At 40.1% G+C, this 23,491-nt stretch carries 19 protein-coding genes; 8 read left to right on the top strand and 11 right to left on the bottom strand.

What is annotated here, in order from left to right:
* Window positions 1–189: 189 nt before the first annotated feature.
* A complete protein-coding gene (locus JNO66_RS08020; RefSeq protein WP_203087745.1) occupies window positions 190–792 on the top strand; it encodes an NADPH-dependent FMN reductase in 603 nt (200 codons plus the stop codon).
* Between the two features lie 44 nt (window positions 793–836).
* On the opposite strand, the gene JNO66_RS08015 is transcribed toward JNO66_RS08020, so the two are convergent.
* The 6 genes from JNO66_RS08015 to JNO66_RS07990 all read right to left on the bottom strand — a co-directional run bounded on the left by JNO66_RS08015 (window position 837) and on the right by JNO66_RS07990 (window position 8,472).
* Entirely contained in the window at window positions 837–1,307 is a 471-nt protein-coding gene (locus tag JNO66_RS08015) for a hypothetical protein (RefSeq protein WP_203087744.1), read from the bottom strand.
* A 505-nt stretch (window positions 1,308–1,812) separates the two neighbouring features.
* Window positions 1,813–3,279: a glycoside hydrolase family 1 protein gene (locus JNO66_RS08010; protein ID WP_203088390.1), complete on the bottom strand. Its 1,467-nt coding sequence runs from the start codon at window positions 3,277–3,279 to the stop codon at window positions 1,813–1,815.
* Window positions 3,280–3,344: 65 nt separating this feature from the next.
* Window positions 3,345–5,258: a beta-glucoside-specific PTS transporter subunit IIABC gene (locus JNO66_RS08005; RefSeq protein ID WP_203087743.1), complete on the bottom strand. Its 1,914-nt coding sequence runs from the start codon at window positions 5,256–5,258 to the stop codon at window positions 3,345–3,347.
* Between the two features lie 103 nt (window positions 5,259–5,361).
* Window positions 5,362–6,216 (bottom strand): PRD domain-containing protein, encoded by an 855-nt coding sequence (locus JNO66_RS08000; RefSeq protein ID WP_203087742.1) that lies wholly within the window; start codon window positions 6,214–6,216, stop codon window positions 5,362–5,364.
* Between the two features lie 238 nt (window positions 6,217–6,454).
* Window positions 6,455–7,168 carry a GntR family transcriptional regulator gene (locus JNO66_RS07995; protein WP_203087741.1) on the bottom strand — a complete coding sequence of 238 codons (714 nt, stop codon included), beginning with the start codon at window positions 7,166–7,168 and terminating at the stop codon, window positions 6,455–6,457.
* A 104-nt stretch (window positions 7,169–7,272) separates the two neighbouring features.
* Complete coding sequence (locus JNO66_RS07990; RefSeq protein WP_203087740.1) at window positions 7,273–8,472, bottom strand: enolase C-terminal domain-like protein; 1,200 nt, start codon at window positions 8,470–8,472, stop codon at window positions 7,273–7,275.
* Between the two features lie 305 nt (window positions 8,473–8,777).
* Here JNO66_RS07990 and JNO66_RS07985 point away from each other — a divergent pair, with 305 nt between their 5' ends.
* The gene (locus tag JNO66_RS07985) at window positions 8,778–10,133 is read left to right on the top strand and encodes a PTS transporter subunit EIIC (protein ID WP_203087739.1); all 1,356 of its coding nucleotides are present in this window, start codon (window positions 8,778–8,780) and stop codon (window positions 10,131–10,133) included.
* Window positions 10,134–10,173: 40 nt separating this feature from the next.
* Here the strand turns inward: JNO66_RS07985 and JNO66_RS07980 are convergent, their stop codons facing one another.
* Both JNO66_RS07980 and JNO66_RS07975 read right to left on the bottom strand, forming a co-directional pair.
* Window positions 10,174–10,329 (bottom strand): hypothetical protein, encoded by a 156-nt coding sequence (locus JNO66_RS07980; RefSeq protein ID WP_203087738.1) that lies wholly within the window; start codon window positions 10,327–10,329, stop codon window positions 10,174–10,176.
* 20 nt (window positions 10,330–10,349) lie between these two features.
* Entirely contained in the window at window positions 10,350–11,567 is a 1,218-nt protein-coding gene (locus tag JNO66_RS07975; protein WP_273753224.1) for a multidrug effflux MFS transporter, read from the bottom strand.
* Between the two features lie 174 nt (window positions 11,568–11,741).
* On the opposite strand from JNO66_RS07975, the gene JNO66_RS07970 reads away from it, so the two are divergent.
* Window positions 11,742–12,296 (top strand): sugar O-acetyltransferase, encoded by a 555-nt coding sequence (locus JNO66_RS07970; RefSeq protein WP_203087737.1) that lies wholly within the window; start codon window positions 11,742–11,744, stop codon window positions 12,294–12,296.
* A gap of 39 nt (window positions 12,297–12,335) precedes the next feature.
* Here JNO66_RS07970 and JNO66_RS07965 read toward each other — a convergent pair whose 3' ends face one another.
* Window positions 12,336–14,633 (bottom strand): glycosyl hydrolase family 95 catalytic domain-containing protein, encoded by a 2,298-nt coding sequence (locus tag JNO66_RS07965; RefSeq protein ID WP_203087736.1) that lies wholly within the window; start codon window positions 14,631–14,633, stop codon window positions 12,336–12,338.
* 241 nt (window positions 14,634–14,874) lie between these two features.
* Between JNO66_RS07965 and JNO66_RS07960 the strand changes: the two genes are divergently transcribed.
* The 3 genes from JNO66_RS07960 to JNO66_RS07950 all read left to right on the top strand — a co-directional run bounded on the left by JNO66_RS07960 (window position 14,875) and on the right by JNO66_RS07950 (window position 19,273).
* Window positions 14,875–16,224 (top strand): acetamidase/formamidase family protein, encoded by a 1,350-nt coding sequence (locus JNO66_RS07960; RefSeq protein WP_203087735.1) that lies wholly within the window; start codon window positions 14,875–14,877, stop codon window positions 16,222–16,224.
* A 614-nt stretch (window positions 16,225–16,838) separates the two neighbouring features.
* Window positions 16,839–18,170, top strand: a complete 1,332-nt coding sequence (locus JNO66_RS07955; protein WP_203087734.1) for a hemolysin family protein — start codon at window positions 16,839–16,841, stop codon at window positions 18,168–18,170.
* A gap of 50 nt (window positions 18,171–18,220) precedes the next feature.
* Window positions 18,221–19,273, top strand: a complete 1,053-nt coding sequence (locus JNO66_RS07950; protein ID WP_203087733.1) for a hemolysin family protein — start codon at window positions 18,221–18,223, stop codon at window positions 19,271–19,273.
* 165 nt (window positions 19,274–19,438) lie between these two features.
* Here the strand turns inward: JNO66_RS07950 and JNO66_RS07945 are convergent, their stop codons facing one another.
* On the bottom strand, window positions 19,439–19,918 hold the full coding sequence (locus tag JNO66_RS07945) for an Lrp/AsnC family transcriptional regulator (RefSeq protein ID WP_203087732.1): 480 nt from the start codon (window positions 19,916–19,918) through the stop codon (window positions 19,439–19,441).
* A 21-nt stretch (window positions 19,919–19,939) separates the two neighbouring features.
* Window positions 19,940–20,893, bottom strand: a complete 954-nt coding sequence (locus tag JNO66_RS07940) for an LCP family glycopolymer transferase (protein ID WP_246483211.1) — start codon at window positions 20,891–20,893, stop codon at window positions 19,940–19,942.
* Between the two features lie 480 nt (window positions 20,894–21,373).
* Here JNO66_RS07940 and JNO66_RS07935 point away from each other — a divergent pair, with 480 nt between their 5' ends.
* Both JNO66_RS07935 and JNO66_RS07930 read left to right on the top strand, forming a co-directional pair.
* Window positions 21,374–21,823: a GNAT family N-acetyltransferase gene (locus tag JNO66_RS07935; RefSeq protein ID WP_203087731.1), complete on the top strand. Its 450-nt coding sequence runs from the start codon at window positions 21,374–21,376 to the stop codon at window positions 21,821–21,823.
* A gap of 200 nt (window positions 21,824–22,023) precedes the next feature.
* Entirely contained in the window at window positions 22,024–23,487 is a 1,464-nt protein-coding gene (locus JNO66_RS07930) for a spore germination protein (RefSeq protein WP_203088387.1), read from the top strand.
* Window positions 23,488–23,491: the final 4 nt, after the last annotated feature.

Below are 23,491 nucleotides of genomic sequence, written 5' to 3'. Positions count from 1 at the left end.
TATTCACTCCCCCCTTCTATTATATACCCATTTACGAAAAAATAAATTACTTTATATAAAAAACTTACTTGACATAACAAAATTATAAATGTATATTTACTTACATAAAGTAAGTTACTTACGAGACATTTTGTAAGCAGGTATATGCAAGCCATCTTAAGAATATATATTGCAGGCGGTGTTTTACACATGAGTATCATTAAGAAATTATTCGGAAAAGAATCCAAGGAGGACGTACAAATGGCACAGGAAGCATTGAAAATCGGAATTATCTTAGGAAGCACTAGACAGGGACGTGTAAGCCCACAGGTAGGGGAATGGGTTAAAACATTAGCAGATAAACGCGGAGACGCTGAATATGAAATCGTAGATATCGCGGATTTCGAGCTTCCGTTTCTAGGAACTACAGATGGCACTGAACCAGGCATCGGTGCATGGAACGAAAAACTTGCGAGCCTTGACGGATTTGTCTTCATCGTTCAAGAATATAACCACAGTATTTCTGGATCACTGAAAAACGCTTTAGACTTTGCACGTGATGCATGGCATAACAAAGCAGCTGGAATTGTAAGCTATGGTTCAACAGGTGGCGCACGTGCAGCAGAACATCTACGCGGGATCCTAGGAGAGCTTAAAGTAGCGGATGTTCGTACACATCCAACACTTTCACTATTCTTAGACTTTGAGAACGGCCAAGACTTTAAACCACAAGAACTCCACCAAACAAACATCACTGTGATGCTTGATGAAGTAAACGAGTGGAGCACTGCGTTAAAAACCATTCGAAAATAAGAAGTTAACCTGCACCCATTAATCGGTGCAGGTTTTTTTGATGGTTACAATAGATGTAGACCCATTTGTTTAAACTCTTTTGCAGCTCGGTCATGTTCCAACTTTAATTCGAGGTTCTTTTTAGGATATCCAATAAAATATGTAAGAATGGAATTCAAGCTTTGAAAAGGTCTACTCCCACCAATAAAATAATTTGTGATTGTCTTAAAATTATCCGTTTCCGTTACGACCACTAGTCCTATCGTTAGAATCGTGTCTACATCAAGAGTGGCGTTCGTTCTCTTCCTCGCCAACAGCTCGTACTCCATGTCTTGAACGCTTTTTGCACGTCCAGCCAACAAAGCAAGCGTCGCTTCGTCACTCAATCCATAAATAGAGGCCGTTTTTTCCTTTGGAGGCATGTAAACATCACGAAACAGCTGAAATTCCGGATCATCGGGATCAATTTGCCTTGCATGAAGTTGCTCTTGAAAAAACTGGTCGATGCGCTTGATGGATACTGCATGCACGTTCACTGAAGACCACCTCTTTTCTTTTTATTATATCGGATGGGTGATGGCGCGGAACAAGGTTCTTCTTGGTTGACGGCGTGGGTGGCTTGGTATCAGTTCTGTTTTTCTTGATGAGTTTCTTTTTGGTCTTGGTATCAGTCTCTGCGCCTTGCTAAATGGGAGGACATTCTTGGTATCGGGGCCTCTTTCTTGGTAGCCCCCCCTCGTTTTCTTGGTATAGATGGAATAGTTGTTGGTAAAGGTGCGACGAGCTTGGTTGATGTGTCTTTGTTCTTGATTAGGATCGCATATTTCTTGCTAATGGGTTGGTCTTGGTTGGATGCTGTGGGGGCTTGGTTTTGTCTCTGCATCTCTTAGTAAGTGGCTCTTTGTTCTTGGTATCAGTCTCTGCGCCTTGCTAAATGGGAGGACATTCTTGGTATCGGACTCTGCACCTTCTAAAAATCCCCCACTCCGCACAAACAAAAAGCCCGCAGACCAATGGTCGTGCGAACTCTTCTTTAATCAATTATAGTTCTTCTCCATTTGTTGCGATCACATTTTTGTACCAGTTGAAGGAATCTTTCTTGGAACGCTTAAGTGTTCCGTTCCCTTCATCATCTTGATCGACATAGATGAATCCGTAACGCTTGGACATTTCGGATGTTGAGAAGCTGACAAGGTCAATTGGACCCCAAGCTGTGTAACCCATTAGGTCAACACCGTCTTTAACTGCTTCTTTCATTTGTTCAATGTGCTTACGCAAGTAATCAATGCGGTATGGATCGTGAATGGATCCATCTTCTTCAACTTTATCGTATGCACCTAGTCCGTTTTCTACTACGAAAAGTGGTTTGTTATAACGGTTATGGAAATCACGTAGCGTTACACGTAATCCTTTAGGATCAATCTGCCAACCCCAGTCTGAAGACTCAAGATACTGGTTTTTAACAGCGCCTTCTACAAGGTTTCCTTCCGTTTTTTCTTGGTCCCCCTGTGTTGTCACAGAGATTGACATGTAGTAGCTGAAGGAAATGAAATCAACTGGATGGTTCTTTAAGATTTCGTCATCGCCTTCTTCTTTGTTTACTACGATATTGTTCTCTGCGAAATAACGGTTCATGTAAGCAGGATATTCCCCTTTTGCATGAACATCAGTGAAGAATAGGTTCAAGTCGTTGTGCTCCTGAGCCTTTAGAATATCATCCGGATGGTTAGTCACAGGATATGTTTGCATACGAGCAAGCATGCAACCAACCTGTACATCTGGAATGATCTCGTGAGCTAATTTTGTTGCAAGAGCACTTGCTACAAACTGGTGGTGCGCTGCTTGATATGCAATTTGATCACTTGTCTTTTCAGGTAGCTTATCAATTAAAATTCCGCCACCTGTGTAAGGACTATGCGTAATTACGTTGATCTCGTTGAACGTTAACCAGTATTTCACGTAGTCCTTATAACGTGTGAATACCGTTTTTGCATAGTTAGTATAGAAGTCAATGACTTCACGGCTATACCATCCATTGTATTTACGTGTTAACGCAAGAGGTGTTTCATAATGAGAAAGTGTAACAAGTGGTTCAATGTTGTACTTCTTTAGTTCTTTAAATACATTCTCATAAAACTCAAGCCCTGCCTCATTTGGCTGTGCATCGTCACCATTTGGGAAGATACGTGACCAGTTAATTGATAGGCGGAATACTTTAAATCCTAGCTCTGCAAATAGAGCAATATCTTCTTTATAGGTGTGATAGAAGTTAACACCAAAACGTTTTGGGAATACATCTTCCGTTTTCCCTGCTAATACGTCTTCAATGTACTCAGCCGTTACGTCCATCGCCATGTTCATGCCACGTTTTGATTTTGGAATAAATGGGACCATATCAGCAGTTGACAGGCCTTTACCATCCTCATCAAAGGCTCCCTCTACTTGGTTTGCAGCTGTCGCTCCTCCCCATAGGAAGTCTGGTTTGAATCCTTCGATTGCTTTTGTCATCTTCTCCACGTCCCTTTCTCTTTCTATTTTAGTTGGGGACTCACACGCTCGAGTCCCCAAACTGGTTATCGTACTAACGTTAATAGTTGCTCGCCTTCAAACACCGGACCAGAATCATTAATGCTTAATACATCTAGGTAATCTGGTGTGTTTGTCACAATAATCATTGTAACTGTTTGAATGCCTGCTGCTTTGATGGCTTCGCGATCAAATTCGATTAGCTTTTGCCCAACTTCAATATGGTCATCCACTTTTACTAATGCATTAAAGTGCTCGCCTTTAAGAGAAACCGTATCAATTCCAATGTGAATTAAAATCTCTTCTCCATTGTCCCCTTTGATGCCAATTGCATGCTTGGAATCAGGAAGAACCATAACGGTACCAGATACTGGTGCAACAATGTGGTTTTCACTAGGCTCGATAGCCATCCCTTTACCCATAATTTCTTGGGCAAATGTTGGGTCAGACACGTCTTTTAATGGTACGAGCTCTCCTTTAAGTGGAGATTGAACAACAGTTTGTGTTTGTGTACCTGAAGTTGCTTGTGTTTTCTTTTCTTCTGTTGCTTTAGGTGCTTCTGTTGTTTTTCCTTCTTCAGGCACATCTTCAAATCCAAGAATCATGGTTAAGATAAATGGTAGAACTAGAGACAATACGAACAAGATTAAAGCTACAACAATTGGTCCAACTGCTCCACTTGGATCAGCGAATACTGGAATCGCAAATACCCCAACAAGACCGCCAAGAGCGAATGCTTTAAATCCATACCATCCAGCAAAAGCGCCTAGAATACCACTTGAAATCATCGCATAGATAAAAGGTTTTTTCACTTTCATGTTAACCCCGTACATTGCGGGCTCTGTAATACCAATTGTTGCTGAGATACCTGAAGATACAGCTAACTGTTTTAATGCTTTGTTTTTCGAACGAACAGCTACTCCAAAAGCAGCACCCGCTTGAGCTAAGTTACTAATAAACATCATTGGTTGTAGGAATGAGTCATTCCCAATTGTGTTGATGTTTTGAATAGCAATCGGTGCAAATGCATAGTGCATACCAGTCATGATGATTAGAGGCATGAATCCACCTAATAACAATCCAGCTACAGGACCTGCTACATCAAACAACCAAACAAATACTTGTGATAGTCCTGCTCCAATGTTTGTTCCAAGTGGTCCGATGATCCAAAGTGTGATTGGAACAACAATAAGGAATGTAATCATTGGTGAGAACATTAAAGAGATAGCAGAAGGCATAAATTTCTTAACAAAGTTATATACGTATTTCAATACAAGTACTGCCAAAATAATTGGAATAACACTTGAAGAATAATTCAATACCGGAATCGAAATAAAGTTAAGTCCAAAGATCGAATAGTTTGCTGCCTCAGTAATTCCTCTAGCTGCATCGAGAAATGTTGGGTACATCATCGTACCTGCAAGAACTAATGCGAGGTATTCGTTTGTACGTACTTTTCGAGCGGCTGAAACAGCTAAGAAGAACGGTAGGAAGAAGAATACACTATCTCCAATTGCATTCAAAATAGCCCATGTGTCGCCTTCATTATTCAACCAACCGAGTGTCACAAATAAAGCAAGGAAACCTTTTAATAATCCGGCTCCTGCAAGTGCAGGTAGGATTGGTGTAAATACACCAGAGATAAAGTCCATCGTTGCTGAGACAATTCCTTGTCTTTGACCCTTTTTCTCTCCTCCACTGCCAGAACCATCTGAACCAACCATTGGCTCAAGTTCAGCATATACGTCTGATACTTTGTTTCCTACAATGACCTGGAATTGATCGCCTGAGAACTGTGCACCAAGCACACCATCAAGCTTTTTAATGTCTTCAATTTTTACTTGTTCTTTATCATGAAGGTTGAAGCGAAGGCGTGTGATACAGTGCCAAGCTTGATCAACGTTTCCAGATCCGCCTACATTCTCAAGTACTTTTTCAGCTAATTCTTTGTACTTTGCCATGGTAAATCCCCCTTTTTTTCCATAAAAAATACCCAAACAGACGGCCAGTGGCTCGTTCCATTTGGGTAATGCCTGATCAAATCAGTAACAATCCGCCGTGATGCTATTTAGTTATTTGTCGATTTGTCACTCTCCATACATGAAGAGTTAAATAAAGTCGTTCGTTTGAAGATAAACTCCAGCCATACCGTTTTTCGAGTAAGTTCGAAATCTTCTCCACTGCTTGATACGCCTTTTCGTACTTTGTTTTCACAAGTTCTAATAAGGTGATATCCACTTCCTCTTGCTCCGTTTGATCCTGCTTATATTGCCGGATGAAGAAGTATCTAAGGTGAGTGATAAAGCGTGTATAGTTAAGTGAGTCTTCGTCAAGCTTAAGTTGAAAATGGTATTGAACAATCTCAATAATTCGATTAATGACCTCTGTCATTTTTAGCGTTTCTTCAATCTTTGTTTTCTTGGCTTGCTGTCCATTGACAAAATGATACGTAATAAAGGTCTCTTCGCTTAAAGGAAGTAAAACATCTAAACGATCAAACACTTGTCTAATGGCATCTTTTGCAGCCGTGTATTCCTTAGGGTAAAGGTTCTTAACTTCCCATCGGTTTGTATCTGCATAATCAATTCGCTCATTCGCACGCTTAACAGCGAAATTCAAATGATCTGCAAGGGTTAGATAGATATTATTACTAAATGTAACGCCCAGCTGCGCTTCCGCATTTTTAATGATTTCTACTGAAACATCAAGGACATCTGAATCAATCTCATCCAATACCTGCAGCAACGGCTTGCGAGTCGAAGATTGTTCAGCCACAAACTTCCGGCGTATATTTTCCTCAGGGATGAGATCTCCCTTATTCTTTTGGTATCCTACGCCAGTGCCCATGACGATCCATTCTACTCCCGATGAATCCTTTACCAAGGCCACGTTATTATTGAATGCTTTTGAGAATTTCATGATATGTCCTCCATATCTCATCACACAACAAAATCCCATCTTAAAAACACTAAAACTTCTTACGTGTTCTTAACATAGGTAATGCCTGATCGAATCAGTAACAATCCTAATATGATGTTGTACCCATACTATACATCCCGATGTAAACGATGTCAATCTCTTTCGACAAATTTTTCGTCTACAAAAAAAACTGAGAGGCGTCTAAATCCGCTCAGCTATGCTTATCGTGCATTCTTAATTAATCTCTATTTAAACGTTGCTGATGATGCTCACTGTTAAACGGAGTAAAATAGGAGACGGTATAATCAAGATTTACAAGCTCACTATATTCGAAAACTCTTCCATCATCCAGAATCCCCCGATTCATGATTTTCATTGCAGGTATACCTTTTTTGCAATTTAATAATGCAGCTTCGTCTCTTGTAATAGAGACGGCACTATATGTTGTAATAAAATGCGAGATATGAAAACCACATTGCTGAACATAGTGGTGAACAGATTTGGCTAAAATTTCTTCAGTAAGGTCCGGAAATAAATGAAACGGCAATAATGATGTTTCAATTTGAACCTTTTGATAATCAACTATACGGATTCGTTTATACTCCCATAGATCCTGTTGTTTAAGATCAAACGTCTTTTCAAGTAATGGGGTAGCTTGAACTTTTTTTAAGTGGATAATCTTAGATTCAATTTCATTAAACTTCTTCTCAGTTAAGGAATTATAAATAAGCGGACTTTTGTATTTCGTATCAGTTACAAAGATACCTGAGCCTTGGACTACACGAACACATCCTATATTAAGGAGTTTTTTGATTGCGTGCCGTATGGTATAACGTGAAACCTGATAATGAGTGGCAAGATCCCTTTCTGTTGGAAGCTTTTCACCGGGACTATACTTATTTTGATAGATCTTACTTAGAAGGTCATCTGATACAAATTCAGTTTTTGTCATATCACTCCACCAGCTATCTCATTGATTTGAGTTTAGTTTAGCAAATAAGAGCCGCTCCTAAAAGGAAACCATCCATTTGGTTCCTTTGGAACATGCTCTTACGATTAAGGTGTATGGATGGATCCGTTAGGTAATCTTGATTGAGTCCATTCATGCTTTCTATATTTAACTGGATACTCCTTAGCAAGTGCTTCGTCAAAGCCAACACCAATCCCAGGCCGATCTATAGGGTAGATATAACCCTTTTCTACTTCTACCGAATGCTTGAACATTTCTTTAATGGTTTCACCAGGTTCTTGAACCTCTTGAATGGCGGCATTATGAAGGTGAATATTCAGATGCGTGTTAACAGCGACTCCAATAGGCGTCATATCAGATGGGCCATGCCAAGCAATTTGCACGCCAAAAGCATCACATAACGCAGCTAGTTTCAATGCCGGAGTAATCCCCCCAATTTGTGAAACGTGGCAGCGGATATAATCAATTCTTCTATTAATGATAAGATCTTTCCATTCCATAGGATTATTAAACAACTCACCTGTAGCAATCGGAGTAGTAGACTGACTTCTTAACTGAGCTAACCACTCATTTTGGTTTGGTGGTAGAATGTCCTCTAAGAAAAAGAGCTTATACGGCTCCAAATCTTTAGCAAGCTGCAAGGCTTGATTAGGAGAAAGGCGTTCATGAACATCATGTAAGAAATGAATGCCGTAGCCGTATCTCTCCCGAAGAGCTTTAAACATTTGAACGACATCTTGAATATAGATGTCTGGATCATAATATTCTCCATCCAGTCTCGTAGTAGGCATATGCATATCATGATTTTTTCCACCATATAACCCCAACTGACAGCGAATATGTTTGAATCCTCGTTGAATCAAATGATCTACATTCGTAAAGAGTTCTTCAATTGTTAATCCATCTGCGTGGGCATAAGCGGCAATTGCACTCTTTGATTTGCCTCCAAATAATTGATAAAGGGGCATGTTAGCTAGCTTCGCTTTAATATCCCAAAGAGCCATGTCTACACCCGAGATGGCATTGTTAAGGATCGGACCATTTCTCCAATATGAATTGACCATCATCATTTGCCAAAGATCCTCAATATCATGAGCATCCCGATTCAGTAGAATTGGTTTAAGGTACTCCTCAACCACCATTTGTACAGGCAATGGCCTCTGTTGGAAGGTAGCACAGCCATATCCTGTCAAACCTTCGCTTGTTTCTACTTTTACAACAACCAGATTATGACGCTGTGGATTAGTAACAAATGCTTCTACATTTGTTATGAGATTAGGCTTCATCGTCGTTACTCCTTTTTCTTTCTAGTACATAGCTATTCAATCGATATTATCTAAATATAATGATTCATGTTATCCAATACGTTGATTAAAGCATACCAATTTTTACGGGTCAATTTGGTCAGAAAATACGTACTAATCCTCACTATTTACCATACCAATTTGAACAAATAATCTCAAAAACCCTTTATTATCAAGGTTTTATAAGAAAATTGGTGTTTTTTGAACCGTTTTCAATAAATGTTCGGTGTGCTACGATAAGCGAGTAAAGATGATCATCTTAATCGAATAGAAGGAAGGCTGGCACTATGAGTGATACGAAAAACGTCAAACATATTATTGAATATGTAGGCGGAGAACATAATATTAAAAAAGTATGGCACTGCATGACAAGACTTCGCTTTGACTTGCATGATTTTTCAAAAATAAAGCGAGAAGACATTAAAGACCTTGATGGTGTAATGGGTGATCAACTAACAAATGATCAATACCAAATCGTTATAGGTACACATGTTCAAAAGGTTCATGAAGCATTAATAAACGAGCTTGAAATAGAAGAAAATATTCAAAGCCAACCATCTTCCAAAAAGAAAGGATTTTTCGGTGCCCTTCTTGATGTAGTATCAGGAGTTTTCGGACCAATTGTTCCGGCTATTGCCGGAGCTGGTATGATAAAAGGAATTTTAGCTGGACTCATTGCTCTTGAGGTATTAAATGCAGAGAGTGATGCGGTCATTATTCTTGATTTAGTAGCAAGCGCGGTCTTTTACTTTTTACCATTTTTCCTAGCGGCTTCTGCTGCAAATATTTTTAAAACCAATCAATATCTTGCTTTAGCTGTAGCAGGTGGGTTTATGTATCCTTCTTTGCTGGATGCTGCAAAATTGGGAGAGATCAGCCAATTCACTTTTATCGGGCTTCCTGTACCAGTAATTAATTACAGTGCAACCGTTATACCGATTATCCTATCTGTATGGGCATTAAGCTATATTCAAAAATATGTCGACAAGTTTATGCCGAGTGTATTAAGAACTGTATTTACACCGACATTAACCTTATTTATTGCTATTCCATTTGCTTTAATTGCCACGGGACCACTAGGAGCCTATGTGGGAAGCTTACTCGCTTCATTCATTGAGATGCTGTTTAACCTTTCACCCATTCTTGCAGGAAGTGTGGTAGGGGGAATTCGCCCGATTGCTATCGTGTTTGGAATGCACCACGCAATGACACCGATTGCATTACAAAACTTTGCTGATAATGGATTTGATATGCTCATGCCTATGTTCTTTATGACCAACATGGCTATAGCAGGAGCAACATTCGCTGTTTTCTTTAAAGCGAAAGGAAAAAAAGAAAAGTCGGTCATTCTATCAGCCGGTATCTCAGCATTACTTGGAATTACGGAACCAGCTTTATTTGGAGTCCTAATTAAATATCGGAAAGCGTTTATAGCTTGTACGGTAGCTAGTATTATTGGAGCAACGTTCTTTGCCATACTTGGTGTTCGTATTTATGGATACATCTTATCGAGTATAGTAAGTCTGGTTGCTTATGTAGGCCCTTACTTCTGGTATGCGATCATAGGCGTTTTACTCACGTTAACGATCGGCTTTGTCATTACATTCTTCACGTTAAAAAGTAGAGAAGTAAATAGTAAATAAACCAAAGAAGCTGAGCGAATCGATCATTCGCTCAGCTTTGTTATCTTTTATCTTTCCTATCCGTATCGTCTAACTTCTTTTGAATGGTTCGGCCAACGCTTGATGAATCGATGCCTCTTTGCACGGCTTTCTCTATGACAATAAAAAGGAGAACCAAAAAAACAAGTATTGAAAGGATGAAGATTATGGTGTTCATCTAACCAGTCACCTCCTATATCATGCTTGTTCTTCCTTCACACGACCGCCTTTCGCCAAGAACGTAAACGACAGGAAGGCACCTGCGCTCATAATGAAGATGATAAAGCCCATAGGAACGGCTGTTTCTTCACCGGCAATCCCAACGAGTGGAGCAGTTGTTGCTCCAATGGCGAATGGCAGCAATCCAAGTAAAGCAGAGGCACTCCCTGCTTGTTCGCCCTTCGTCTCCATCGCAAGTGAAAAGGATGTAGTCCCCACCATTCCGATCATGGAAACAAAGAAGAAGATAGGGATTACTATTGAAAGAAGCGGACCTTGAAGCATCGTCATAACAAATAGGAATGCACCAGCAACAACAGCTATGATCAACCCTACTTTTAAGAATACCCTCTCTGGCACAATACCCGCGTACCGTCCCACTAAATGTGTACCAAAAATAATTCCGAGTCCATTTACGCCAAACAACACACTAAACATTTGAGGACTGACGTTATAGATGGATTGATACACAAAAGGTGTTCCTGATACATAGGCGAAAATCCCACCTGTCATTAAGCCTTGAGTGAGCGCCAGTCCCATGAATAATCGGTCCTTAATTAAATAAGAGAACGTTCCTAGTGTTGCCCCGATTGAGCTTGGCACTCGCTTTTCCACCGGTAATGTTTCTTTTAATTTAAATGAAACTGCTGATACAATAATCAAGCCAAGTATGCCCAACACAATGAATACCCAGTTCCACGTTGCCCCAGGAACAAGCAATACACCGGCTCCAAAAACAGGCGCCATGATAGGAAACAACCCATTTATTAACATAAGAAGCGAGAAGAATTTGGTTAGCTCACGTCCACTAAATAAGTCACGGACAACCGCACGTGAGATAACAATACCCGCAGCTGCCGTAAAGCCTTGGAGAAATCGTCCAACAATTAAAAAGTAAATGTTCGGTGCAAATGCACAGGCTAACGATGCGAGTACATATAAAATAATAAATACAACTAAAGGTTTCTTTCTCCCTTTTGCGTCACTTAACGGCCCCACAACTAATTGACCAACAGCCAATCCTAACAAACAAGCTGTTAAACTTAATTGAACCAGTGATGCCGAAGTGTTTAATCCTACGGTAATATCAGGAAAACTCGGCAAATACATATCGATGGTAAGTGGTCCAAATGCAGCTAACATTCCTAGAAGAAACGCAAGACCAAGACGTTTCTTCCCTACTATTTGTTGTTCCAAAATTACCCCTTCTCTCTTGTTCTCTCAACCCTTGTTTCTCTAAAAAAATGAACCTAATTCAAAACACCCGATCTAGAATAGCACACAATCTTAATTTATTCGCAAGCTTACTAGCTTATGTTCTCTCATAATGCTAGTGTAGCGTATAGAAAAACATATGATAAGGAGTTTAATATGAAATCTCAAAAAGAAAAAATGCTTGCCGGAGAAATGTACGACCCCTCAGATGCAGAGCTAAAACAGGAGCACCTCCGTGCCCTAGTACTTACACGACAATTTAATGCGGAGACTGATCAAATGGTGAGGATGAGTCTTTTAAAGGAACTGTTTGGTAGTACTGGACAACAGATTCATATAGAAGGAAATGTCCAATGTGACTACGGATCCAACATTCATGTAGGAGAACATTTCTTTGCTAACTTTGATTGTGTATTTTTAGATGTGTGCCCCATTACTATAGGAGATCACTGTATGCTTGCACCAGGAGTTCATATCTATACAGCGACTCACCCTCTTGATCCAATCGAGCGAGCAAGCGGCTTAGAGTACGGAAAGCCTGTGACCATCGGGAACAACGTGTGGATTGGCGGAAGAGCCATCATCAATCCGGGTGTGAACATCGGTGACAATGCAGTGGTTGCATCAGGAGCTGTTGTAACAAAGGACGTACCTGAGCGCGCCGTTGTAGGTGGAAACCCTGCGCGCATTCTAAAAATGATTGAAGAATAATTGTAAGGCTCTATGTCTGAAACATAGAGCCTTACTTGTTTACAATTCTGATGCTTTAACCAGTTGATAGGTTTGGTTTTTAACTGATTCGAATTGGTAAACATCTTGCTCCATCTCGTTGAGTACTAGTTGTTTCCCTTCACATTTAACAATCAGCGGTATAGCGCTTCGGATGACACAATGTCCACCTAGAAGACTTTTAATCTCCCCTTTTGAGAGGTGTCCACTCTCCCACTGGAGGGTAAGCTCAAACCCACCTCTTGCCTTAATCCCTCTAACCGATCCTGTAGCCCAGCTCGAAGGAAGGGCTGGGAATAAGTGAATCTCTCCATTATGACTTTGCAGAATCATTTCGGCGACTGCAGCCGTCCCTCCAAAGTTTCCATCAATCTGAAATGGAGGATGATTATCAAAAAGGTTAGGTAAAGTCGAATGGTTTAACAACGCTGTCATGTGTTCGTATGCACGCTCTGCTTGACCAAGTCTGGCCCACATATTAATAATCCAAGCCCGACTCCATCCAGTATGACCCCCACCATGCGCCAACCGACCTTCAAGTGTTTGGATAGCTGCAGCTGCAAGCTCAGGTGTTGAGTGCGGAACAATTTGATTACCCGGATGCAAGGCAAACAAATGAGAAATATGACGATGCCCCGGCTCAGCTTCCTCGTAGTCTTTAAGCCATTCTTGAATCTGTCCGTTCTTGCCAATAACCGTTTCAGGCAATCGACGCCTTATTTCTTTTAATTCTGTCGCAAATTGGTGATCTTCATCTAATAATTCTGTTGCGCGAATACAGTTTGAGAATAGAGCATATAAGATTTGACTATCCATGGCAGGACCAATACAAAGTGTGCCAGACTCTCCACTCGGAAGAAGGTATCGATTTTCTGGTGAGACTGATGGCGCTGTTACAAGTTGTCCAGCATCGTCCTCTACTAAAAAATCAACAAAGAAAAGAGCCGCTTCTTTCATGGTTTCATAGGTTTTTTTGAGGAATTCACGGTCACCTGTAAACTCATAGTGCTCCCACAGATGTAAACAGAGCCATGCTGCACCAAGCGTCCAGTTGGTTGCTGGCATATATAAATCTTGCGGAGCCGTATCTGCCCAGATATCCGTGTTATGGTGTGCGACAAACCCTCTGCATCCATACATCGATTGAGCCGTTTCCCTCCCCGTTACTCTCATTCGTTCAATTAAATCAAATAAAGGAAGATGACATTCAGATAGATTACATATTTCCGCTGGCCAATAATTCATTTGCGTATTTATATTAATGGTGAATTTGCTATCCCACGGTGGGAGCATCTCTGCATTCCAAATTCCTTGAAGATTCGCAGGCAGCGAGCCTGGTCTACTAGATGAAATAAGTAAGTACCTACCAAAATGAAAATAAAGGTTCATTAATCCATTATCGGATTTACCATCCTTCATTCGTTGAAGCCTCTGATCAGTTGGCATACTTTTCAAACTGTTATCATCAACTAGCTCAAGCTCCATCTTTTCATACAACGCTTGATAATCTTGAATATGATCTACCAGCAACTGATCATATGATTTTTGAGCTACCCGGTTCACCTGCTCTTTGCACCATGTCTCAGGATCCTTTTGCCTAAAGGTTGTTGATGCTACTAAGACCACTGTAAGGGAATCAGCTTTCTTCACAACAAGTCGATTTCCAATCGTGTATACTTCTCCTCCAACTGGTATCGCTTTCAAAATCGTATGAAAGCCAATTCCATCTTTTCCACCGGTTACACCACTCATACTTAGATAATGGCCTGCTTCTGAATTGGCTTCATCTAAACAAGTCGCTTTCTCCCGATCAAACATTAGGTTTAATGATATCGATTCAGACTCTGATGCAGTCAGCCTTAGAATCAAGGATTGATCGGGGTAGCTTGTGATTAATTCTCGCTTATACGTGACTCCATTGCATTCATACGTAGTTATTGCGGATGCCTTCTTTAAGTCTAGCTCTCGTTTGTAATGTTTGAACTCTGAGCTTTCATGCTTAAAGTGTAAAAGCAGTTCTCCTAAAGGCTCATAATGCCTTTGAGTGTAAGGCACACCGGTTAACGCTAAATCCGCCAGCTCTTCTGCCTCTTTTAATTTGCCCGCAAATAGGAGTTCTCTTACTTTTGGAAGATTTGTTAGGGCATCTGGATTGTTCCGGTCTCGTTTCCCACCATACCAAACAGTATCTTCATTTAAGGTAATTTTTTCTTTTAAGATCTCTCCAAATACCATACCACCTAAAGATCCATTACCAACGGGTAGCGCTTCGTTCCATTCCTTCGCAGGCTGTTCGTACCACAATGTGTGCCTAGTCATACAAAACGACTCCTCCAAAATAATTTCTTAAGACTATATGATTATCAACGACCTCGATATAAACCGCTTTCATAATGATGAATCTTTATGCTACCACGAATATTATTAGAATAGAAGATAATAAGCCATTTACACTTCATAGTAAAAACACTTTAATTGTTTGTCAGATAATCTCTGTTTCCCAACATACAATTCATCTTAAAGTGCTAACGTGTAACGATCAACGATAGGAGTGATCATCATGAATATAAAGTCGTTATCATTTTTAGGTGCATTAACTGTTCTTCTTTCTTTTCCCTTGAGTGCGCAAGCCGAATCCATTCCTTTTCCGCTGAATAAAGACAACCCGTACAAAAAAGACGGTGATCACTTTTTATCCTCGTCACTCGATACCATTACGTGGGGGCACCTGCCAAACAAACAAGCAAGTGCTGTGATGGAAATTGAGTCTGGAGAAACCGTTACGATTGATACGGTATCACATGAAGGATTGCTGGAAGACCAAGGTAGAGATCCACTTCATTTCTTTGGCGAAAACGGAATTAATGAGGAGCATGTTCTGGATGAGGCTGTTGCCATTGCCGAATCAGATATTGATCACGATTTTGATGACCATGGACCTCATATCGTTACTGGCCCTATTGCTGTAAAAGGAGCCGAACCCGGAGACGTCTTAAAAGTAGACATCCTATCTTTAACGCCACGTGTACCTTACGGCGTGATTTCAAATCGTCACTACAAAGGAACACTTCCAGACGAATTTCCTGAGAATGATGGACCCCAGGAAGGAGCCAGCGCAGAAAACCCAGAACTTTATAACAATGTTTCGTTATTTACACCTATTGAATACATAGATGGCCAGTGGTTTGGCCAAATTTTAGGCGAGGATGTTCAGTTTCCAATTGATCCTTTTATGGGGATGATGGGTGTTGCGACGGATACCGACGAAATGGTGCATTCAGTTCCACCTACTCATACAGGTGGAAACATCGATATCAATGATTTAACCGAAGGATCAACACTCTATCTTCCTGTTGAAGTAGCTGGTGCTCTCTTCTACACAGGTGATCCTCATTTCGCTCAAGGAGATGGTGAAGTAGCCTTAACAGCACTTGAAGCCTCTCTTCGCACGACATTTCGTTTAACGGTGCTAAAGAATGGGGATGAAGCCATACCAGGAGATGGCTCAGCCTTTACTCACCCATTTGGTGAAACAGATGAATTTTGGATTCCGATTGGCTTGGATCCTGACTTAAATGAAGCGATGAAGGATGCTACAAGACGTTCAATTGACTTTTTGGAAACCGAACTTGGAATGGATCGTGCCAAGGCTTATGCCTATTTAAGTGCAGCCACCGATTATGAGGTTTCCCAAGTAGTCGATCAGACAAAAGGGATTCATGGGATGATCCGCAAGTCGGATTTCAAGAACAAGATGACGTCTTCCGAAGCACGAGCCACAGAGGGCGGAGCACTTCCAGAAACAGCAACCAATACAGGTAGTTGGACAATACTTGGAGCTTCAATGCTTGCCGTGAGTCTTCTACTCTACATGATCACTTCCATAAAAAGAAAAAGGTTTGGGACATAACTCAAAAATGAACTAGAAAATAGCGATTGATTCAACGTGTGAATCAGTCGCTATTCGTGTTTTATTTGATACATTAATGTTATGTCCCGCCCTCTTTTTCACCATTTATCCCCTCATATAGGTGTATTTACTTTCCATTCATGACAAATTGAATAATCTTATATTACGAGATTGTAAATTTTTTATGTAAAAGTTATGTACCTACTTTTTTTACATCGAAAAAATCCGTATACTCTTCTCAACACTATTGTGGCAAGAGTGAAAACCGTTTCATTTTTTGCCATTCCATATTAGTGTTAACAATTTATTTTGAAGAAAGAATGGAGGAACGTACATTGGGAAGGCGATATTGCATACACGTTACTTGGAAGAAGTAAGCTGCACTCTTGTTGTTCATATGAGAACATACAATAGCAGGCTTTCTGTTCATCCCTTCTTCTAATCTATAGGTAACAAACTAATAAGTAAGAGGATGGCTAAAGAACAGAATTCTGCTGTTGTAACTAAACTTATCTCCCTGACAAAAAGATAGACTCATATGAACGTGTATGAATCATTGGTCGGTAAGAGTTTTTAATTCTGTTGGAGGTGAATCCCTCATCTGAGGGAAATAATTGGATTTAATTACAATAGTTAATCTTGTTCTACTTGTCATTTTACTAGCACTAACCGCTTTCTTTGTGGCATCTGAATTTGCCGTCGTTAAGATTCGTGGCTCACGAATTGAACAGTTAATTGCAGAAGGCAACAAAAAAGCAGTTATAGCCAAAAAGGTAACCGAAAATCTAGACTATTACTTATCAGCTTGTCAGTTAGGTATTACAGTAACGGCTTTAGGGCTTGGTGCTCTTGGGAAGCCCGCAGTGAGCAGTGTCATGTATCCCGTGTTTAATTTCTTGAATGTTCCAGATTCAATGACGTCAGTGATCTCTTATGCGATCGCCTTTCTTCTTGTTACCTATCTTCACGTGGTTGTCGGAGAAATGGCTCCAAAGACATTGGCGATTCAGTTTTCTGAGAGGATGACATTACTTCTTGCTACGCCCCTGTATTGGTTCGGAAAGATCATGTTTCCATTTATCTTAACGTTAAACGGTGCTTCGCGCGTGTTGTTAAGAATATTTGGTGTAAAGCCGGCTGGTCATGAACAGACCTATACAGAGGAAGAACTTAAGATTATTATGACGCAAAGCTATCATGGCGGAGAGATTGATAAGGAAGAGCTTCAATATATGGAGAACGTTTTTTCATTTGATGAGCGCGTCGCCAAAGACATCATGGTTCCGCGAACCGAGTTTGTAGCCATTCATCAGGATATGACGAAGGAAGAACTAGTTGCTGTGCTTGATGAGTACAACTTTACTAGATACCCTGTCATTGAAGGCGGCGACAAAGATAAGATCATCGGAGTTGTAAATGCCAAGAAAATGCTTCAAGCGATTGTCGCTGGAAAAGACCTTGATATAATGGCCTATATGCGTGATCTGCCATTTATTTTAGAAGCAACAAGCATTCAAGATGTCATGCTAAAGATGCAGCAGGAGAAAGTCCATATGGCTGTCATCATGGATGAATACGGTGGAACATCAGGGATTGTCACGATGGAAGAGGTTATTGAAGAATTAGTTGGTGAGATTCGTGATGAGTTTGATGAGTATGAAGAAGCAGATATTGAAAAAGTAAGTTCAGACGAATATGTCATTAGTGGTCGCGTTCTACTTGATGATTTGGAAGAACAGTTCGGCTTACAATTTGATGAACGCGACAATATCGATACAATCGGTGGATGGATTCAATATAAAACCCAAGCGATTGTCGATTCTCATCAACATACTCAAGTTAAGCTTCAGGAGCATCTTTGGTCCATTTTTGAAGTGGATAACCATCAAATTAAAAAAGTTAAGTTTAAGCAACGCATGAACAATACTCAATTAGAACAAGCCTAAAAGCACACAACAACCATGGAGGTGAATCCCTCTTTCAATAGAGGGAATAATTGGACTCACTCATTTACGTAAACTTATTTCTTGTAGCTGTTTTTATATTCTTGACTGCTATTTTTGTAGGTGGAGAATTTGCCATCCTTAAAGTACGTATGTCTCGAATCGATCAGCTGATTTCTGAAGGAAACAAGAAGGCCATTTTAGCAAAAAAAGTTGCACATGAACTTGATTACTATTTATCAGCTTGTCAGCTGGGTATCACAATCACTGCGTTAATTCTCGGAGCTTTAGGTGAACCGACCGTACAACGAATTCTTCAACCGCTTTTTGAAGCGTATAGTGTTCCCGCTGCCCTGGCAACAGCGCTCTCTTATGCGATTGCCCTAGCGATTGTGACCTTTCTTCACGTTGTTATAGGTGAATTAGCACCTAAAACCTTGGCCATTCAATTCCCTGAGAGGTTGACCTTGCTTCTGGCACCTCCACTTTATTGGTTTGGTGTCATTATGGGCCCATTTATCCGAATTCTAAATGGATCAGCTCAAAAGATTCTTGGTTGGTTTGGAGTGAAGCCAGCTGGTCATGAAACCGTCTATTCAGAGGAAGAATTAAAGCTCATTGTATCGGAAAGCTATAAAGGCGGAGAAATCAACCAAACAGAGCTTGCCTATCTGGAGAATTTCTTTTCTTTTGATGGACGAACATTAAGTGAAATCATGGTACCAAAAGATGAAGTCATCATGCTCAAAGCAGAAATGAATCTTGATGAAATTTTAGAGGTTTTAAATCAATATGATTTCACTCGATATCCTGTAATTAAGAATCAAAAATTAATTGGGTTTCTAAATACAAAAGAAATGCTAACAAGTATTGCCGCAGGACGAAATGGTGGGATTGAGCAGTTTCTACACCATATTCCACAAGTGCGGGAATCGATGTTCATACAAGATGTATTCTTAAAAATGAAGCAAACGCGCACTCACATGGCAGCTGTCAAAAACAAGCAAGGTTCGATCATTGGGCTTGTTACCATGGAGGACATCCTAACAGAAATTGTCGGGGAAATGCATGACGAGTACGGTGGAAACGAAAGCTTCGCAACCTAAAAGCCATAATGAATAAAAGAAGCAAGCATTTCACAACGAGAGATGCTTGCATTTTTATTTAAAGAAAATAACGATATCCTTCATGGACAAACATCCAGACTAATAAAAAAGTTGCCCACATGTGGACAACTTTTTTATTTACCTATCAATATTCATGCGAAGCGCCTACAGCTTCATCCCCATCCTGCTCTTGTACCGCTTTAAGAGCATTTGACAATCAACACTGACTACACCCTTTAAAGGGTAAATGGTATGAATTAAAAATTGCTCCATCTCCTGTTGAGTGGAGAAAATTCCATGCATGTGCAGCTTACTAGGTCCGGACATCAGATATAAGCTGGACACAGCATTTTCATTTTCTAGCTTTTGGGCAACCTCATCTAAAAACTGTGGTTCGACCTCTACATTAAAGAATGCCGAAACGTGAATCCCCATCTTTGCCGGATTCACAACAACGGTGAACTGTTCGATTACTTCTTGTTCCACCAAGTTTTGAATGCGCATTTGTACAGCAACTCGTGATAAGCCTACTTGTTTGCCAATGTCTGTGTACGAAACTCTGGAATTCTCATGAAGCATTGAGATAATTAACTTATCTGTATCATCTAGTGAAGCAGAGCTCGGCATTTCATACAAATCACTCATGACAATCTATCCCCCACATCCTTATTGAAGATCTAAATGTTCTTTTAACTTCGCTTGGATGGCTTGTAAGGAATCATCGTTTACTCGTACATAACTAATTCCGTCGTTACCACGGAAAGGCGTGCCTTCTAATTGAACAGTTTCCATATCAACTAGGGAGGTTGCATAGCCGTGTAAAGATAGTAGATTCGCAAACGTCAGATCAGTCCTTAGATTGCCACCTAGACTATCAAATAGTTTATCATAGTTTTGTATACTACTAAGCGATGCTGCCTCATTAATAATTCCCTCAAGCACCTGCTGTTGTCGTTGACCTCTACCAAAATCTCCGCCTGCTTTCGGATTTTTTCGTTCTCTTGAATAAGCAAGCGCCTCTTCACCATTAAGATGGGAAGGTCCTTCCGTAAAGTGAAGTGTTTTTCCTTTTTCAGTGAAGTCAAAAGTAAAGGCCACATCCACATCAATTCCACCTAATGCATCAACAATGTCTTTTAATCCATCAAACTTTGCAATCGCATAATGATCAATTGGAATTTGAAGTAATTGTTCAACGGTATTAACTGCCATATCCACTCCACCAAATGCATTAGCGTGAGTGATCTTATCCATTTTCCCTTTACCTACAATGTCAACATAAGAATCTCTAGGAATACTTGTAAGAATAATTGTCTTTTTCTCTTTGTTAAAGGTAGCTACAAGCATCGCGTCAGACCTCGCATGCTCTTCACCCGGTCTTGCATCATCCCCCATAAGTAACACAGAAAAATTATCCTTTCCGATATCTACTGGCTGCGTACGAAGTTCTGATTTCTCTCCACGTTCCAACTCAGAAAAGGACTTGGATGCCGCTTGATTTGCTTTCACATATAGATAACCTGCACCAGAGCAAACAAGCAATACAACTAGTGTTGTTAGCAAAGCCGTTATTTTAAGCCATTTCTTCTTCCTTCTTGTACTTCTCGTCTTTCGTTCCAATTGTAACCCTTCTCTCTTTATCTAGTCATTTAAAATAAAATATACTTTCTAATAGTAAATGTAATTCTAATATCATAATACAAATGAATAGAAAAAGGAAGATAAGATGACAATTGGAAAGAATGTCCTCAATTAAGCTACATCATTTTGTAAAAGAATGATTGCAGCAAATAATATGAAGTCCCTATAGTAATGCGTTTATTAATTCAATAAGAATTGTCTATTCATATTCTTAAGTTATCTTCATAAATGATATGGTTGGAGCAGCCTGCCTATGGATTGATCAACTTTTTGATTATTCAATTGCCTTGAAATCAACTAATTATACGTCAAATCTTGATGACTAGCAGCTTATCCACATGTGCATAAAACATAAAGGATATTGTCACTACACATATGTGGATAAGACCCTCCATCACATATTGTTATTTTCTTACTTTTTCTATACACTTAGAAAAACTAGTCTTATAGGGGGAAATTATGGACATTTATCACGCTACACTCAAAGACCTAGAACCTGTTTCACACTTATTCAACAAGTACCGTGAGTTCTATCAACAGAAAACAGACCTATCTGGGGCCACTTCTTACATAACAGAGCGTCTAACAAATCAAGATTCCATCATCATCCTTGCAAAGGAGGGTAATGAGTATCTTGGATTCGCTCAACTTTATCCAACCTTTTCATCCATTGCTATGCAAAAGGCCTTTATTTTAAATGACCTATATGTATCCCAATCTGCACGTAAACGTGGAGTTGGTGACCAGTTACTTCAAGCGGTTAAAGACACTTTGTCGCAGCATCACATTTTTCGTTTAAGCTTAAGCACTGCTATTGATAACCATGCCGCTCAACGATTGTATGAAAAGCATGGGTTTGTTCGCGACATGGAGTTTTATCATTATCAGCTAACACTTGAGCAAGGATAGAACAAAATACAAACGGCAAATGATTCAATCTTAGAATCATTTGCCGTTTTATTTTTTCAATCTTGCCGAACTTTCAGACCATGATACATGCATAAATCTACCCCTTATCACACAATGTATAAAGAATACGTGTTGAGGGATGAGGGATTGTCGTGCTTAGAAAATGGAAACAAAAGCGTTTGTATCAAAAGCTTACTCAAATGCCTAAGCAGACTATACAATCCTTTGATGATTTAATAGCGCTTTGCAGTCTTTCCTTTGACTTTGAGGAGGTAGAGCATAACTCGTTTTCCCTCTATTACTTTTCATCTATTATCAAGCCAGAGCTCCTACATGATGAAGTGCTAGTGTCTTTAACACATCATCCTGGCGCATCTCTTAGTGAATTAAGAGATCTCATCCCTATCGAAAAGATTGAGTTGTCCAACTCAATTGAAACATTAATGGATTCATTCATGCGTGGAGCCATTGTTATTCAGTCCTCACGTGAACCTGGATTGTTTCTTATTATTCCAGCAGAACACGCTGAGACTCGTTCAGTCAGCTTACCCGAAGTAGAATTTAGTGTGGTTGGACCCAAAGAGGCCTTTGTTGAATCGCTACAAACGAATCTAAATCTAGTCCGAAAACGATTGCCTATTCCCGAGCTCGTTGTAAAGGAATATAAAGTGGGTGATTTAAGTAAGACCAGAACAGCAATCTTGTACCTTCACGGGATTGCTGATGAGCAAATTGTCCAAACGATGACTCAAAGGGTTCAAGATATTCAGTTTGATCAGGTTGTAGACAGTTCCTTTGTCGCTCAATTTATCGCTGATGATTCAAACTCTGTTTTTCCACAGTTAATTGATACGGAGCGTCCGGACCGGGTTGCATCCGTTCTAGCTGAAGGAAAAGTTGTTCTACTCCTAGACGGTTCACCTCACGCTTTAACGGGACCCACTTCATTCGTAGAATTTTTCTCTGCATTTGAAGACTATTTTCTCCCATGGCCAATCGCGTCGATCTTTCGGTTAATTCGTTTGTTTGCGATTCTGTTTTCCATTTTATCAACCGCTTTATACGTGGCGATTTTAACGTATCATTATGAAATGATTCCAACGAACCTACTGAATACACTGGTTTCATCCAGGAGCGGGATTCCTTTTTCTCCGGTCTTTGAAGCGATTATCCTTGAACTTGTTATTGAGCTCTTACGAGAAGCAGGCGCACGCTTACCAACAAAAATTGGTCAGACCATCGGGATTGTTGGAGGGATCGTTATTGGTACAGCTGCAGTCGACGCTGGATTAACGAGTAATATCCTTCTGATCATTGTTGCCCTAACAGCACTCGCTTCCTTTACCACACCTATTTACCAGATGAGCAACACGATTCGTTTAATTCGTTTCCCATTTATTTTAGCTGCTCAGTGGTTAGGATTTTTAGGAGTGGCTGCCTGCTTCGCGCTTTTCTTAAGTCATCTTCTAGCATTAACTTCTCTTGGAAAGCCATATTTAACACCCATCTACCCTTTACGTATTGCAGACTTAAAGGATTCATTTTTTCGTTTGCCATTCCGACTACAATCGTTGCGACCTGCGAGTGCCAGAGCACAAAAACAAACACGGTTTAAGCATTTAAAAGAAGGAAATCATTTAACAAAACCTGATATTGAAGAGTAAGGAG

Source organism: Alkalicoccobacillus gibsonii, from assembly GCF_016798245.1.
GTDB classification, from domain to species: Bacteria; Bacillota; Bacilli; order Bacillales; family Bacillaceae_D; genus Alkalicoccobacillus; species Alkalicoccobacillus gibsonii.
The sequence above is the reverse complement of the archived record's forward strand: the minus strand, read 5'-3'. Positions and strand labels throughout refer to the sequence as shown.

Bases quoted from the DNA above. Each gene is read 5' to 3' on its own strand.
- JNO66_RS08020 (WP_203087745.1), top strand. From the start codon at position 190: ATGAGTATCATTAAGAAATTATTCGGAAAAGAATCCAAGGAGGACGTA.
- JNO66_RS08010 (WP_203088390.1), bottom strand. From the start codon at position 3,279: ATGACAAAAGCAATCGAAGGATTCAAACCAGACTTCCTATGGGGAGGA.
- JNO66_RS08005 (WP_203087743.1), bottom strand. From the start codon at position 5,258: ATGGCAAAGTACAAAGAATTAGCTGAAAAAGTACTTGAGAATGTAGGC.
- JNO66_RS08000 (WP_203087742.1), bottom strand. From the start codon at position 6,216: ATGAAATTCTCAAAAGCATTCAATAATAACGTGGCCTTGGTAAAGGAT.
- JNO66_RS07995 (WP_203087741.1), bottom strand. From the start codon at position 7,168: ATGACAAAAACTGAATTTGTATCAGATGACCTTCTAAGTAAGATCTAT.
- JNO66_RS07990 (WP_203087740.1), bottom strand. From the start codon at position 8,472: ATGAAGCCTAATCTCATAACAAATGTAGAAGCATTTGTTACTAATCCA.
- JNO66_RS07985 (WP_203087739.1), top strand. From the start codon at position 8,778: ATGAGTGATACGAAAAACGTCAAACATATTATTGAATATGTAGGCGGA.
- JNO66_RS07980 (WP_203087738.1), bottom strand. From the start codon at position 10,329: ATGAACACCATAATCTTCATCCTTTCAATACTTGTTTTTTTGGTTCTC.
- JNO66_RS07970 (WP_203087737.1), top strand. From the start codon at position 11,742: ATGAAATCTCAAAAAGAAAAAATGCTTGCCGGAGAAATGTACGACCCC.
- JNO66_RS07965 (WP_203087736.1), bottom strand. From the start codon at position 14,633: ATGACTAGGCACACATTGTGGTACGAACAGCCTGCGAAGGAATGGAAC.
- JNO66_RS07960 (WP_203087735.1), top strand. From the start codon at position 14,875: ATGAATATAAAGTCGTTATCATTTTTAGGTGCATTAACTGTTCTTCTT.
- JNO66_RS07945 (WP_203087732.1), bottom strand. From the start codon at position 19,918: ATGAGTGATTTGTATGAAATGCCGAGCTCTGCTTCACTAGATGATACA.
- JNO66_RS07935 (WP_203087731.1), top strand. From the start codon at position 21,374: ATGGACATTTATCACGCTACACTCAAAGACCTAGAACCTGTTTCACAC.
- JNO66_RS07930 (WP_203088387.1), top strand. From the start codon at position 22,024: ATGCCTAAGCAGACTATACAATCCTTTGATGATTTAATAGCGCTTTGC.